This is a genomic window from Streptomyces sp. NPDC054883 (assembly GCF_053610645.1).
In genome coordinates this window covers 194,906-209,476 of sequence record NZ_JBSGYT010000003.1, presented here as the reverse complement: position 1 = coordinate 209,476, position 14,571 = coordinate 194,906, and the positions used below count along the sequence as shown (strand labels likewise).

Sequence of the window (14,571 nt, the reverse complement as noted above, 5' to 3'; positions counted from 1 at the left end):
GCTCCCGCTACACCGGCAGCCCGGTCGGTTCCTTGATCCGCTTCATGATGATCTGCGAGTTCACCTCGGTGACCCCCGACAGGGCCGTGAGCTGCTCGATCCACAGGCGTTCGTACGCCCGCAGGTCCGCCACGGCGATGCGCAGCAGACAGCCGGGGCTGCCGAAGAGGCGGTAGGCCTCGATGACGTCGGGGATGTCCTGGAGCGCCGCCTCGAAGGCCTCCACCGCGGCGCGGTCGCGGCGCACCTCGACCGACACCAGCACCTCGAAGCCCCGCCCCACCGCCTCCGGGTCGATCACCGCGCGGTAGCCCTGGATCACCCCGTCCTGCTCCAGCTGCCGCACCCGGCGCATGCAGGGGGACGGGGTCAGGCCCACGCGCTGGGCCAGCTCCTGGTTGCTGAGGCGGCCGTCCTGCTGGAGCTCGCGCAAGATTTCTCGGTCAATCGCGTCCATTGGGCAATCATCCCCTACTGGGTATTGCAGGCCAGCCAGAATCAGCAATCGCATTGCGCGTAGATCGCTCTATCATTGCCGGTTGTAGCAAATCTGTGCGGACGTCGTACGAGTGAAGGGTGGGGCAGGGATGGGACGCGTCGTCGTCATCAGCACCGGCGGAACGATAGCCAGCCGCTGGCAGGGTTCCGGGTTCGCCGCCGACGCCGACGGCAGCGAGGTGATCGCCACCGCGCCGCTGCCCGAGGGCGTCACCGTCGACGTCGTCGACCTGTTCAGCGTGAACAGCCCCCGGCTGACCACCGCCCACCAGCTCACCCTGCTGCGCACGGTCCACGAGGTGCTGGCCGACCCGGACGTGGACGGCATCGTCGTCACGCACGGCACCGACACCCTGGAAGAGTCGGCCTTCCTGCTCGACCTGCACCACCACGACCCGCGCACCGTGGTGTTCACCGGGTCGCAGCTCCCCATGGGCTCCGCCGACGGCGACGGCCCCGGCAACCTCTACGACGCGCTGCTGACCGCCGCCACCACGCGCGGACTCGGCGTGCTGATCGCCTTCGCCGGCCGGGTGCACGCCGCCCGCGGCACGGTCAAGACCCAGGCCGTGGCCCTGGACGCGTTCGCGGACCCCTCGAAGGAGCTCCTCGGCAAGATCGGTTTCGGCAAGGTCACCGTGCTGCGCACCCCGCAGCGCCCGGCCCCGCTCGCCCTGCCCGCGATGCCCGAACTGCCGCCGCGGGTGGACATGGTCATGCACCACGCCGACGGTGACGCGACGCTGCTGAACGCCGCGGTGGAGGCGGGCGCCCGCGGCATCGTCCTGATCGGGACGGGCGCCGGCAACGCCACGCCGGAGATCGTCGACGCGGTCGCCGCCGCCGTCTCCCGCGGCGTACTCGTCGCGCTCACCACGCGCGTGGCAGCCGGTCCGGTCACCGAGATCTACACGCACGGCGGCGCGGTCGACCTGGTCGCCGCCGGAGCCGTGCCCACCGGCACCCTGCGGGCCGGCCAGGCCCGTATCGCGGTGCTGTCCGCGCTGCTCGCCACCGAAGACCCTGCCGAGCGGTCCCAGGTGCTCCGCGCCGCCCTGTCCTCGGGCGACCCGGTGCTCGTCGGGGCCTGACCGAAGCCGCCCGGGCGCGGCGCCGCCGCCCCGCCCCGGCTCCCCGGCCCCGCGCCTCGAACACCGGCGGGGCCGGGGGGCCGAGGGCCTGGCGCCCGCGCCCGGTCAGCTCCCGCCGAAGGCCGCCAGGATCCGGTCCGCCGCCAGCGTGGGGGTCATCGACCCGTCCCGGACCGCCGCTTCGAGGTCGGGTGCGAGGGTCCGTACCGCCGCGTTCCCGCGGAGCCGCTCCAGCAGTTCCTCGCGGACCATCGACCACGTCCACTCCACCTGCTGCGCCGCCCGCTTGGCGGCGAGGCGGCCGCCCGCGTCCAGCAGCCGCCGGTGCTGCTCCAGCCGGTTCCACACCTCGTCCAGGCCCGCCGACTCGCGGGCGCTGCACGTCAGGACCGGCGGCGTCCACGCCGCGTCCGCCGGGTGCATCAGCCGCAGCGCGCCCGACAGTTCGCGCGCCGCCGCCTTCGCGTCGCGCTCGTGCGGACCGTCCGCCTTGTTGACCGCCAGGACGTCCGCCAGTTCCAGGACGCCCTTCTTGATGCCCTGCAACTGGTCGCCGGTACGGGCCAGCGACAGCAGCAGGAACGAGTCGACCATCCCCGCCACCGTCGTCTCCGACTGGCCCACGCCGACCGTCTCGACGAGGACCACGTCGTAACCCGCCGCCTCCATCACGATCATCGACTCGCGCGTCGCCTTGGCGACCCCGCCCAGCGTCCCCGCCGACGGCGAGGGCCGTACGAAGGCCGCCGGGTCGACGGCGAGCCGCTCCATCCGGGTCTTGTCGCCCAGGATCGAGCCGCCCGTCCGGGTGGACGAGGGGTCGACGGCCAGCACCGCCACCCGGTGGCCCAGGCCCGTCAGCATCGTGCCGAACGCGTCGATGAACGTCGACTTGCCGACGCCCGGCACCCCGCTGATGCCGATCCGCCGGGCCCGCCCCGCGTGCGGCAACAGCTCCGTCAACAGCGCCTGCGCCAGCGGCCGGTGGGCGGGCAGGGTGGACTCGACGAGCGTGATGGCGCGCGCGATGAACGCGCGCTTCCCGTCGAGCACCCCCTTGGCGTACGCCTCGATGTCGATCTTCGGAGTCATCGTCTCGCGCCGGCGCCTACAGCTCGTGACCGAGATCCGCGGCCAGCCGCGTCACCAGGTCGCGCGCCGCGTCCGGGATCACCGTGCCCGGCAGGAAGACCGACGTCGCGCCCATCTCCAGCAACGTCGGGACGTCCGCCGGCGGGATCACCCCGCCCACCACGATCATGATGTCCTCGCGGCCCTCCTCCGCCAGCTGCTCGCGCAGCGCCGGTACGAGGGTCAGGTGACCGGCCGCCAGCGAGGACACGCCCACCACGTGGACGTCCGCCTCGACGGCCTGGCGGGCCACCTCCGCCGGGGTCTGGAACAGCGGGCCGACGTCCACGTCGAAGCCCAGGTCGGCGAAGGCCGTCGCGATCACCTTCTGACCGCGGTCGTGCCCGTCCTGGCCCATCTTCGCCACCAGGATGCGCGGACGACGGCCCTCCGCCTCCTCGAACCGGTCGATGAGCGCACGCGTGCGCTCCACGGACGGCGACTCGCCTGCTTCGGTGCGGTACACACCGGAGATCGTACGGATCTGGCTCGCGTGCCGCCCGTACACCTTCTCCAGTGCGTCGGAGATCTCACCGACCGTCGCCTTGGCGCGCGCCGCTTCCACCGCCAGCGCGAGGAGGTTGCCGTCCCCGCGCCCGGCCGCGTTCGTCAGCGCCCGCAGGGTGTCCTGCGTACGCTCCTCGTCCCGCTCCTCGCGCAGCCGCCGCAGCTTCTCGATCTGCCGGCTGCGCACCGAGGAGTTGTCGACCTTGAGGACGTCGATCGCCTCGTCGTTCTCCACCCGGTACTTGTTGACGCCGATCACCGGCTGCCGCCCCGAGTCGATCCGCGCCTGCGTACGCGCCGCGGCCTCCTCCACGCGCAGCTTCGGGATGCCCGCGTCGATGGCCTGCGCCATGCCGCCGGCCGCCTCGACCTCCTGGATGTGCTGCCACGCCCGGCGCGCCAGGTCGTACGTCAGCTTCTCCACGTACGCGCTGCCGCCCCACGGGTCGATCGACCGGCAGGTCCCCGACTCCTGCTGGAGCAGCAGCTGCGTGTTGCGCGCGATGCGCGCCGAGAAGTCCGTCGGCAGGGCGAGGGCCTCGTCCAGCGCGTTGGTGTGCAGCGACTGGGTGTGGCCCTGGGTCGCGGCCATCGCCTCGACGCAGGTGCGCGTCACGTTGTTGAAGACGTCCTGTGCGGTCAGCGACCAGCCGGAGGTCTGCGAATGGGTGCGCAGCGAGAGGGACTTGTCGTTCTTGGGGTCGAACTGCTTGACCAGCCGCGCCCACAGCAGACGCGCGGCGCGCAGCTTCGCGACCTCCATGAAGAAGTTCATGCCGATCGCCCAGAAGAACGACAGGCGCGGCGCGAACGCGTCCACGTCCAGCCCCACCGCCTGCCCGGCGCGCAGGTACTCCACGCCGTCCGCCAGGGTGTACGCCAGCTCCAGGTCGGCCGTGGCCCCGGCCTCCTGGATGTGGTAGCCGGAGATGGAGATGGAGTTGTACCTCGGCATGTTCCGCGAGGTGAAGGAGAAGATGTCCGAGATGATCCGCATCGAGGGCTTCGGCGGATAGATGTACGTGTTGCGGACCATGAACTCTTTGAGGATGTCGTTCTGGATGGTCCCGGCGAGCTTGTCGGGGGAGACCCCCTGCTCCTCCGCCGCCACGATGTACAGCGCGAGGACCGGCAGCACCGCGCCGTTCATCGTCATCGACACCGTCATCTTGTCCAGCGGGATCCCGTCGAACAGCTGCCGCATGTCGTAGATGGAGTCGATCGCCACGCCCGCCATGCCGACGTCGCCCGTCACCCGCGGGTGGTCGCTGTCGTAGCCGCGGTGCGTGGGCAGGTCGAAGGCGATCGACAGGCCCTTCTGGCCGGCCGCGAGGTTGCGCCGGTAGAAGGCGTTGGACTCCTCCGCCGTGGAGAAACCCGCGTACTGGCGGATGGTCCAGGGCTGGTTGACGTACATCGTCGGGTACGGGCCGCGCAGGTACGGGGCCACGCCCGGGTACGTCCGCAGGAAGTCCAGGCCCTCCAGGTCGGCCCCGGTGTACAGCGGCTGCACGCCGATGCCCTCCGGGGTCTCCCACAGCAGGTCCGCGGCGGCCGTCCCGGTGGACTCCTTGACGGCGGCCCGCCACTGCTCCTCGGAACCGGCCGGGGCCGCCACGGAGTTCAGCGGGAGGTCGGAGAAATCGGGGATCGCGGTGCTCAAGACGCCACCTTCATCCGGTCGAGTACGGAGGACAGTACGGCGACGGCGTCACAGCCGGCGAAGACGTACTCGTCCACTGCGTCCTGGGCGGTGCCGGGCTTCCCGGCGAGGAACACGGTCGTCGCGCCGGCCGAGCGCAGCGCCTCGGCCACCGCCGCGGCCTGCTCCTCGTACAGGGCGTCGCTGGAGCACAGCACCGCCATGCCGTCCGCGCCGCTCGCGGCGTAGGCCGCGGCCACCGTCCGCGGGTCCACGGACACCGGGTCGTGGACCGGCTCGACGCCGCCCGCCTGGAACAGGTTCGCGGCGAAGGTGGCGCGCGCGGTGTGCGCGGCCGCCGGGCCCAGCGCGGCGAGGAAGATCCGCGGCCGGGCGCCGGTCGCCGCCAGGTGCGCGTCGCTGCGCGCGCGCAGCGCCTCGTACGCCTCATCGCGCCGCACGCGCGGCAGACCGCCCGTCGGGCCCGCCGGGGCGGGTTCCCGGACGACCGGCTTCTCCGACAGCAGCGGGAACTCGCTGACGCCGGTGATGGGTTCGCGGCGCTCGGCCAGCTTCTTGGACCGCTCCGCCCAGGTGGCGGCGAGCCGCTCGGCGACCAGGCCGGAGCGCAGGGCGGCCGCCTGGCCGCCCGCCTTCTCGACGGTCTGGAAGAACTCCCAGGCGGCGTTGGCGAGTTCGTCGGTGAGCTGCTCGACGTAGTACGAGCCGCCGGCCGGGTCGATCACCCGCGCCAGGTACGACTCCTCCAGCAGGATGGTGGAGGTGTTGCGGGCGATGCGGCGCGCGAACGCGTCCGGCAGCCCCAGTTCGTGGTCGAAGGGCAGCACGGTGACGGCGTCCGCACCGCCCACGCCCGCCGCCACGCAGGCGACGGTGGTGCGCAGCATGTTCACCCACGGGTCGCGCCGGGTCATCATCACCGGCGAGGTCACCGCGTGCTGGCGCTGCGTGCCCGCCTCCGGGGCCCCGCAGGCCTCGGCGACGCGGGCCCACAGGCGGCGCGCGGCGCGCAGCTTGGAAATGGTCAGGAACTGGTCGGCGGTCGCGGCGTAGCGGAACTCCAGCTGCCCGAGGGCCGCGTCGATGCCCAGACCGGCCTCCATGAGGGCCCGCAGGTACGCCACGCCGGTGGCCAGCGACAGGCCCAGCTCCTCGGCGGCGCTGCCCCCGGCCTCGTGATAGGGCAGGGCGTCCACGGTCAGGGCCCGTACGTGGGGCCAGGCGCCGGCCGCCTCGGCGGCAAGGGCGGCGGCGTCGGCGAGGGCCGGCCGTTCGCCCGTACGGGCCTCATGGCCGAGCGGGTCCGCACCGAGGGAGGCGCGGGCGGCCTCGGGGGCCACCTCGCGCTCGGCGTACAGGGCCAGCAACGCGCGGGCGGCTTCGGCGTATCCGGCGCCGGCGTCGAGGGTGACCGGGGCGAGGTCGAGGTAGACCCCCTCCAGGGCGCGGCCGAGGCCGGCGACGGGGAAGCCGCCTTCGCCCACGGTGAGCCACAGGGAGGTGGTGCCGTTCTCCAGATCGGCCAGCGCGGCCTCGTTGACCCGCGCCGGATCGGTCCCGGCGATCCGCTGGCGCACGTCCCAGCCGGAGGCGGAGGTGCCTTCGGGCCGGCCGCCGCGTACGAAGGGGGCGAAGCCGGGGAAACCGGTCGCGTCCTCGCCGGGGCGTGCGGTGTACAGCGGGCGGGTGCGGAGCCCGTCCTCGAGCGTCGTGGACAGCGCGTCTTCAGCTGCCTCGCCGGTGACTTCCTTGCCCGACTTGCGCAGTACGCCCTCAACCAGGCGCTGCCACTGCTCATGTGTCGCGTCAGGAAACTCGGCGGCCAGGGAGAGCCCGTCGTCAGGCAGGACCGTCATGGCTCGAATGCTAGGGGGGCCGCTCAATCGAGACCATAACCGCCGGATGTGATCTCGCACTCGCAGGTCAGACCCCTACCCTCCGGCGTCGCGTCCCGGCCCCGCCGGCCATGTCCGCCGAGCCCGGCGGCCACCCGGGCCGACGGTGCCCCGCTGCCCCTCGGGCCCGGCGTGCCGCCCGGCCACGGGCGGTCGGCCCGGCGTCCGCCCCGGCCGGCCGTTCGCCTTCGGCCCGCCCGGCGCGGCGACGCGGTGCGGGGGGCGGGCAGGATCGGGTGGCGGCCCGGTCGGCGCGCGGGGCACGGGCGCCGGGAAGGGCGACCACCGGGCCGCCCACCCGTGCACGCGGGGCAGGCGTGCGGGCCCGCCGGTCGACGGGGCGCGGAGGTCACCGTGGCGGGGGCGTTGCAGAGGCATGAAATCCGGCCACCCTTTTCGGCCGTTCCGGATATCCCGCCATGCCCCCGGGAGCGTACGAAGGCCCAGGTCAGCCTCCCGCGGGCACCCTCGGTGCGGCCCGTTCCGAGGCCGCCGCGCGGGGGTTGACCACCGGCCGGGCCGCTGACACGCTCCGGGACATGTCCGCGAACGAGCACCTCGCCCCGCGGCTCCACACCCCCGGCTCCTGTACCGCGCCGGGCGAGTGTCAGGGCCGCTGTCCGGCCCCCCGCCGCGCCTGAGCGCCGCGAACCCGCCGCGACCCCGTCGCACCCCCGCCCGGCCTGAGCGCCGCGCCCCCACCGCGCCCCGCCATGCCCGCCGCGCGCCCCTTCATCACCCCTGCCCCGCACCGGCACCTTCCCCGTGCCGGTGTCCCTTCCGCTGCGGAAAACGAACCCGTACGCACCTCCAGGGAGCTCCCATGACCACCGCCACCGCCACCGCCACCGTCACCAAGATCGGCGGCCGGATCGGCGCCCGCATCGACGGCGTCCGCCTCGGCGGCGACCTCGACGCCACCACCGTCGCCGAGATCCGCGCCGCCCTCCTCGCCCACAAGGTCGTCTTCTTCCACGGTCAGGACCACCTCGACGAGGCCGGCCACGAAGCCTTCGCCCGACTGCTCGGCAGCCCCGTCGCGCACCCCACCGTCCCCTCCGCGGACGGCCGTTACGCCCTCGGCATCGACTCCCACCACGGCGCCCGCGCCAACCAGTGGCACACCGACGTCACCTTCGTGCCCGCGTACCCGGCCTTCTCCATCCTGCGCGCCGTCACCATCCCCCCGTACGGTGGCGACACCCTCTGGGCCAACACCGCCACCGCCTACGCCCACCTCCCCGAGCCGCTCCGCGCCCTCGCCGACGGCCTGCGCGCCGTCCACTCCAACGAGTACGACTACGCGGCCCTGCGCCCCGACGCCCTCCCCGAGGCACTGGCCCAGTACCGCGAGGTGTTCACCTCCACCAAGTTCCTCACCGAGCACCCGGTCGTCCGCGTCCACCCCGAGACCGGCGAACGCACCCTGCTCCTCGGCAACTTCGTCCAGCGGATCAGCGGCCTCACCGGCCACGACTCCCGCCTCCTGCTCGACCTCTTCCAGGCGCACGTCGAGAGCCCCGAGAACACCGTCCGGCACCGGTGGCAGACCGGTGACGTGGCGATCTGGGACAACCGGGCCACCCAGCACTACGGCGTCGACGACTCCGACGACCACGAGCGCACCCTGCGCCGCGTCACCGTCGACGGCGACGTCCCGGTCGGCCCGGACGGGGTCCCGTCCCGCCTGATCAGCCCGGAGAACGTGCCCGACCCCGCCTTCGGAATCGCCTCCGGCGCCTCCACGGCCACGGCCTGACCGACCTCCGCCCCGGTCTCCGCCGACCGTCCCTTCCCCGCCCCGTCGTACCAGGAGCTCCCCGTGCCCAGACTGCTCGCCCTCACCGGCAGCCCCTCCGTCCACTCCCGTACCGCCGTCGTCGCCGACCACGTCCTGCGCCGCCTCACCCACGCCGGCTTCGAGACCGCGCACCTCGCCCTGCGCGAGCTGCCCGCCGCCGACCTGCTCTCCGCCCGCCGCGGCGAGCCGGAGATCCGCCGCGCCCTCGAAGCCGTGGCCGAAGCGGACGGCCTGGTCATCGCGACGCCGGTCTACAAGGCCTCGTACACCGGCCTGCTCAAGGCCTTCCTCGACCTGCTCCCGCAGGACGGCCTCGCGGGCAAGACCGTCCTGCCGCTCGCCACCGGCGGCAGCCTCGCCCACGTCCTGACCATCGACTACGCCCTGCGCCCGGTCCTCGCCGCGCTCGGCGCCCGCCACGTCACCGCCGGCCGGTTCGTCCTGGACGCCGCCGTCGAACGCGGGGCCGGCCCCGACCGGCTGCGCCCGGAGGCCGAGCTGGACCTCTTCCAGGCGGTCGACGAGTTCGCCGACGCCCTGCGCGCCGCCGACCCGGCCGCCCTCACCCCCGCCCCGTAACCCTCCACAGATCCCGCGACCCTTCACAGCCCCGCGACAAGGACCAGCCATGCCCGCAGCCTTCACCTCGACTCCCACCTCCCGGCGCCAGTTCCTCACCCTGCTCGGCATCTCGGCGGCCGCGGTGAGCTGCGGCACGGCCACCGCCACCGGCGGCTCCGGCGGCCAGGGCAAGCAGGTCACCACCCTGAAGTACCAGGGCGCCGTCGGCGCGGTCACCCTCCCCGAGCTGGCCGCCGACCTCGGCTACCTCGGCGGACTCAGCCTCGAATGGGTCGGCAACACCATCAGCGGCCCCCAGGACATCCAGTCCGCCGCCACCGGCCAGACCCACTTCGGCGGAGCCTTCAACGGCGCGATCGTCAAGCTGGCCGCCAGCAAGGCCCAGATCCAGGCCGTCGTCTCCTACTACGGCTCCGACAAGGACACGTACCTCGGCTACTACGTCCTGGAGGACAGCCCGATCCGCTCCGCCCGCGACCTGATCGGCAAGAAGGTCGGCATGAACACCCTGGGCGCCCACGCCCAGGCCCTCCTCGACATCTACCTGGAACGCAACGGCCTCTCCAAGACGGACGGGGACAAGGTCGAATCGCTCGTCGTGCCGCCCGTCAACACGGAACAGGCCCTCAGACAGAAGCAGATCGAGGTCGGTGTGCTCAGCGGCGTCCTGCGCGACAAGGCCCTGGCGACCGGCGGGATACGCCCGCTGTTCAAGGACTTCGAGCTGCTCGGTGCATTCAGCGCCGGCTCGTACGTGATGACGCGGCGCTTCATCAAGGAGAACCCCGACACCGTCCGGACCTTCACCACCGGGGTCGCCAAGGCCATCGAGTGGTCCCGCACCACCCCGCGCGAGGAGGTCATCACCCGGATGACGGAGATCATCAAGAAGCGCGGCCGGAACGAGGACACCTCGACGCTCCAGTACTGGCGCTCGTACGGGGTCGCCGAGACCGGCGGCCGTATCGCCGACAAGGAGTTCCAGCTCTGGCTGGACTGGCTCGGCGGCCGGGGCGAGATCAAGAAGGGCCAATTGAAGCCGGGCGATCTCTACACCAACGAGTTCAATGCGCTGGGGAAGGGCTGACGGCCGCCATGGCGAAGATCGTGTTCGACTCCGTGACGAAGACCTTCCCGACCAAGCACAAGAAGGACGGCAGGAGCGAGGGGGAGTTCACCGCCCTCGACGGCATCGACCTGGAGATCGAGGCGGGCGAGTTCCTCGTGGTCGTCGGCCCCAGCGGCTGCGGCAAGTCCACCCTCCTGGACCTCCTGGGAGGCCTCACCCGGCCCACCTCCGGCCGGATCCTGCTCGACGGCGAGCCCGTCACCGGCCCCGGCCTCGACCGGGGCATCGTCTTCCAGCAGTACGCGCTGCTGCCCTGGCGGACCGCCCTCGGCAACATCGAGTTCGGCCTGGAGGCGCGGGGCGTCCCACGGGGTGAACGAAAGGAACGGGCCCGGGAGTTCCTGGACCTCGTCGGCCTGACCGGGTTCGGCGACCGGCACCCGCACGAGCTGTCCGGCGGCATGCGCCAGCGCGTCGCGATCGCCCGCTCGCTCGCCTACGACCCGGACGTGCTGCTGATGGACGAGCCGTTCGCCGCCCTCGACGCCCAGACCCGCGAGTCCCTCCAGGACGAGCTGCGGCGCATCTGGCAGCGCACCGGAAAGACGGTCGTGTTCATCACCCACGGCATCGAAGAGGCCGTGTACCTGGGCCAGCGGGTTGCCGTCATCACCTCCCGCCCCGGCCGCGTCAAGGCCGTCGTCCCGGTGTCGTTCGGCGCCCGCAGCGCCGGGGCGACGGGGGAGGACCTGCGCTCCAGCCCGGAGTTCGCCCGCTACCGACACGAGATCTGGACGCTGCTCCACGACGAAGTGGCCCGCGCCCAGCAACTGGAGAAGGAGGAGGCCACCGTATGAGCACCGGAACCGACACCGCGCCCCTCGCCGCGCCGCTCGCCGCCACCGCGACGGTCGAGGCGGTACGAAGTCCCGTCCCGCGGGCCCCCGCCCGCCGGACGGGCCCCGCGGCAGCCGTCGGCGCGTCGGCGCTGCGCCGGCTGGGCTCGGCGCTGCTGCGCTCGGCGGCGATCATCGCCCTGCTGGCGGTCTGGGAGGCGGCGCCGCGGCTGGGCCTGGTCGACGCGACGTTCCTGCCCCCGGTCAGCGAAGTGGCCCGCGCCTGGTGGGAGCTGTTCGGCGACGGACAGCTCGCCGAACACACCCAGGCCAGCCTCGTCCGTTCGTTCGGCGGTTTCGCCATCGCCGTCGCCATCGCGGTCCCGCTGGGCCTGCTGATCGGTTGGTACCGGCCGGTCGCCGTCCTGCTCGGGCCGCTGCTGGAGGTCTTCCGCAACACGGCGGCCCTCGCGCTGCTGCCGGTCTTCGTCCTGCTGCTGGGCATCGGCGAGACGTCCAAGGTCTCGATCGTCGTCTACGCCTGCGTCTGGCCGATCCTGCTGAACACCATCAGCGCGGTGGGCAACGCGGACCCGACGCTGGTGAAACTGGCCCGCTCGATGGACCTGTCCACCCCGCGGCTCTTCCAGAAGGTGATCCTGCCCGCCTCGGTGCCCGCCATCTTCACCGGCATCCGGCTGGCGGGCGCGGTGTCGATCCTGGTCCTCGTCGCCGCCGAGATGATCGGTGCCAAGGCGGGGCTGGGCTATCTGATCAACGCCTCGCAGTTCAACTTCGCCATCCCTCAGATGTACGCGGGCATCGTGACGATCTCCGCGATCGGTGTGGCCTTCAACCAGCTCCTGGTCACCGTCGAACGCCGCCTCAGCCTCTGGCGCGTCCCCGCCTGACGTCCGGCGTCCCGGCCCGCGGCGTCCCGGCCCGGCCCGCGGCGTCCCCGCCCGACCCGCGCACCCGCCCGCTTACCCACCCCGAGGAACAGACCATGACCGCACCGCGGACCCTCCACCTCAACGCCTTCCTGATGAACGCGGGGCACCACGACGCCGCCTGGCGCCATCCCGACAGCAGCCCCGAGCGCGTCACCGACCTGCGGTACTTCCAGGAACTGGCCCGTACCGCCGAACGCGGCCGGCTCGACTCGATCTTCTTCGCCGACGGCCTCGCGCTCTGGGGCAAGGCCCGCTACAACGCCCTCGGCGGCTTCGAGCCGCTGACCCTGCTCTCCGCCATCGCCGCCGTCACCGAGCACATCGGGTTGATCGCCACCGTCTCGACCACCTTCAACGAGCCCTTCCACACCGCCCGCAAGTTCGCCTCCCTCGACCACATCAGCAACGGCCGGGCCGGCTGGAACATCGTCACCTCCGGCACCGTGGACGAAGCCCGCAACTTCAACCGGGACGAGCACCTGGAGCACCACCTGCGCTACGAGCGCGCCCGCGAGTTCCTCGACGTCGCCACCAAGCTCTGGGACAGCTGGGAGGACGACGCGATCGTCCTCGACAAGGAGCGCGGGATCTACGCCGACACCGACAAGCTGCACCCCGCCGCGCACCGCGGCGAGCACTTCGGCGTGGCCGGGCCGCTCAACGTGCCGCGTTCCCCGCAGGGCCACCCGCTCCTGGTGCAGGCCGGCTCCTCCGAGGACGGCAAGGAGTTCGCCGCCCAGTACGCCGAGGCGGTCTTCACCGCCCAGCAGACCCTCGCGGACGGCCAGACCTTCTACAAGGACCTCAAGTACCGCCTCGCGAAGTACGGCCGCGCCGAGAGCGACCTGCTGGTCCTGCCCGGCATCGCGCCCGTCATCGGTTCCACCGAGGCCGAGGCCAAGGCCCTGGAGCAGCAGCTCACCGACCTCCAGGTGCCCGAGTACGGACTCGCGCAGCTCTCCGGCATGCTCGGGACCGACCTCACCGGCCTCCCCCTCGACGGTCCGCTGCCCGAACTCCCCGAGGAACGCGACATCAACGGCAACAAGAGCCGTTTCACCCTCGTCGCGGAACTCGCCCGGCGCGACGGCCTCACCCTGCGCCAGCTGATCGCCCGCCTCGGCGCCGGGCGCGGCCACCGGGTCTTCGCCGGCACCCCGGAGCAGATCGCCGACCAGCTGGAGGAGTGGTTCACACGGGGCGCCGCCGACGGCTTCAACATCATGGCGCCCGTGCTGCCCACCGGCCTGACCGACTTCGTCGACCACGTGGTGCCGGTCCTCCAGCGCCGCGGCCTGTTCCGCACCGAGTACACGGGCCGCACGCTGCGCGAGAACTACGGCCTGGGCCGCCCGGTGAACCGCTACGTCAAGGAACCCGCCTGAGCCGCCCCGCCGGCCACGGCCCCGCACGCCGCCGGAGCGCTCCGCTCCGGCGGCGTGCGGGGCCGTCCGTCATCGGACGGTGAGGACGATCTTGCCCCGGATCCGGCCGGTGGCGCTCAGCTCCCACGCCCTGGCCGCCTCTTCGAGCGGCAGGGCGTGCGCCACGTTCACCTTCAGCTTCCCGGCGTCGGCCAGGCCGGCCAGGAAGGCCAAGTCGGCGCTGTCGGGCCGGGTCCACGGGCGGTGCGCGCCCTTGGCCGCGCCGTCCGGGTCGACCAGGGATACCACCCGGTCGCGCTTCTTGACCAGCGACTGGAGGAGCTCGATGCCGTCGCCGAAGAAGTCCAGGCCCGCGTCGACGCCCTCGGGCGCCAGTTCGCGGATCCGGCCGGCCACCCCCTCGCCGTAGAGCACTGGCTCGGCGCCGAGCGAGCGCAGGTAATCGTGGTTGTGCGCACCGGCCGTGCCGATGACGCGCAGGCCGAGCGCCACCGCGATCTGCACGCCCAAGGAGCCGGTGCCGCCCGCCGCGGAGTGGATGACGACGGTCTCGCCCGCCGTCACCCCGACCCGGGTCAGCGACTGGTAGGCGCTGAGGCCGGCCAGCGGGATGCCCGCCGCCTCCTCGAAGCCGAGGCTGCGCGGCTTGTGGGAGATGGTCCGGACCGGGGCGGAGACCAGCTCCGCGTAAGTCCCCAGCTCCACCCACTCCTTGCGGACGTAGCCGTACACCTCGTCGCCGACGGCGTAGTCGAAGGTGTCGTCGCCGACGGCCTCGACCACGCCCGCGACGTCCCAGCCGGGTACGACGGGGAAGCGCACTTCGAGCGTCGAGTCGAGGAAGCCGGCGGCGAGCTTCCAGTCCACCGGGTTGACGCCGGCCGCCCTGACCCGGACGAGGACCTCGCCGGGGCCGACCCTGGGGTGCGGTACGTCAACGAGCGAGAGTGCTGCGGGACTTCCGTACGCGTTGTATGTGATTGCCTTCATGGACGTTCCAACGGCGCCGGACGGAGTCTATTTCCGGCAGCCCCACTTCGGTCTGTTTTCGGTCTGTTTTCGGCTGGATCCCGGCGTTCCGGTAGTGCTGCGGGCCCGGCGGGCGGTCCGGGGGCCGGCCGGCCCCACGTGTCCCGTGTCGGTGTTGGGCTGAACGGGTG

12 protein-coding genes are annotated in these 14,571 nt (G+C 72.7%); 7 read left to right on the top strand and 5 right to left on the bottom strand.

Annotation, left to right across the window (positions count from 1 at the left end; genetic code table 11):
- Positions 1-7 precede the first annotated feature (7 nt).
- Complete coding sequence (locus ACWGH1_RS04565; RefSeq protein WP_453357042.1) at positions 8-457, bottom strand: Lrp/AsnC family transcriptional regulator; 450 nt, start codon at positions 455-457, stop codon at positions 8-10.
- Positions 458-587: 130 nt separating this feature from the next.
- On the opposite strand from ACWGH1_RS04565, the gene ACWGH1_RS04560 reads away from it, so the two are divergent.
- The gene (locus ACWGH1_RS04560) at positions 588-1,589 is read left to right on the top strand and encodes an asparaginase (protein WP_453408417.1); all 1,002 of its coding nucleotides are present in this window, start codon (positions 588-590) and stop codon (positions 1,587-1,589) included.
- 105 nt (positions 1,590-1,694) lie between these two features.
- On the opposite strand, the gene meaB is transcribed toward ACWGH1_RS04560, so the two are convergent.
- Genes meaB through ACWGH1_RS04545 form a run of 3 tightly spaced genes read right to left on the bottom strand, consistent with a single transcriptional unit; the run spans position 1,695 to position 6,746 of the window.
- Positions 1,695-2,681, bottom strand: coding sequence for a methylmalonyl Co-A mutase-associated GTPase MeaB (gene meaB / locus ACWGH1_RS04555; RefSeq protein ID WP_453408416.1), 987 nt, complete (start codon positions 2,679-2,681; stop codon positions 1,695-1,697).
- Positions 2,682-2,697: 16 nt separating this feature from the next.
- Positions 2,698-4,890, bottom strand: a complete 2,193-nt coding sequence (scpA, locus tag ACWGH1_RS04550; protein ID WP_453408415.1) for a methylmalonyl-CoA mutase — start codon at positions 4,888-4,890, stop codon at positions 2,698-2,700.
- Positions 4,887-6,746 (bottom strand): methylmalonyl-CoA mutase family protein, encoded by a 1,860-nt coding sequence (locus ACWGH1_RS04545; RefSeq protein ID WP_453408414.1) that lies wholly within the window; start codon positions 6,744-6,746, stop codon positions 4,887-4,889. The genes scpA and ACWGH1_RS04545 overlap by 4 nt, the downstream gene beginning before the upstream one ends.
- A gap of 862 nt (positions 6,747-7,608) precedes the next feature.
- On the opposite strand from ACWGH1_RS04545, the gene ACWGH1_RS04540 reads away from it, so the two are divergent.
- The 6 genes from ACWGH1_RS04540 (at position 7,609) to ACWGH1_RS04515 (ending at position 13,411) form a co-directional block, all read left to right on the top strand.
- The gene (locus tag ACWGH1_RS04540) at positions 7,609-8,544 is read left to right on the top strand and encodes a TauD/TfdA dioxygenase family protein (RefSeq protein ID WP_453354626.1); all 936 of its coding nucleotides are present in this window, start codon (positions 7,609-7,611) and stop codon (positions 8,542-8,544) included.
- A 63-nt stretch (positions 8,545-8,607) separates the two neighbouring features.
- Positions 8,608-9,165 carry an NADPH-dependent FMN reductase gene (gene ssuE / locus ACWGH1_RS04535; RefSeq protein ID WP_453354627.1) on the top strand — a complete coding sequence of 186 codons (558 nt, stop codon included), beginning with the start codon at positions 8,608-8,610 and terminating at the stop codon, positions 9,163-9,165.
- A 49-nt stretch (positions 9,166-9,214) separates the two neighbouring features.
- On the top strand, positions 9,215-10,255 hold the full coding sequence (locus ACWGH1_RS04530) for an ABC transporter substrate-binding protein (RefSeq protein ID WP_453354628.1): 1,041 nt from the start codon (positions 9,215-9,217) through the stop codon (positions 10,253-10,255).
- An 8-nt stretch (positions 10,256-10,263) separates the two neighbouring features.
- A complete protein-coding gene (locus ACWGH1_RS04525) occupies positions 10,264-11,094 on the top strand; it encodes an ABC transporter ATP-binding protein (RefSeq protein ID WP_453354629.1) in 831 nt (276 codons plus the stop codon).
- Entirely contained in the window at positions 11,091-11,984 is an 894-nt protein-coding gene (locus tag ACWGH1_RS04520; protein WP_453354630.1) for an ABC transporter permease, read from the top strand. The genes ACWGH1_RS04525 and ACWGH1_RS04520 overlap by 4 nt, the downstream gene beginning before the upstream one ends.
- A 95-nt stretch (positions 11,985-12,079) precedes the next feature.
- Complete coding sequence (locus ACWGH1_RS04515) at positions 12,080-13,411, top strand: LLM class flavin-dependent oxidoreductase (RefSeq protein ID WP_453408413.1); 1,332 nt, start codon at positions 12,080-12,082, stop codon at positions 13,409-13,411.
- A 69-nt stretch (positions 13,412-13,480) separates the two neighbouring features.
- Here the strand turns inward: ACWGH1_RS04515 and ACWGH1_RS04510 are convergent, their stop codons facing one another.
- Positions 13,481-14,401 (bottom strand): NADP-dependent oxidoreductase, encoded by a 921-nt coding sequence (locus ACWGH1_RS04510; RefSeq protein ID WP_453353896.1) that lies wholly within the window; start codon positions 14,399-14,401, stop codon positions 13,481-13,483.
- Positions 14,402-14,571 lie beyond the last annotated feature (170 nt).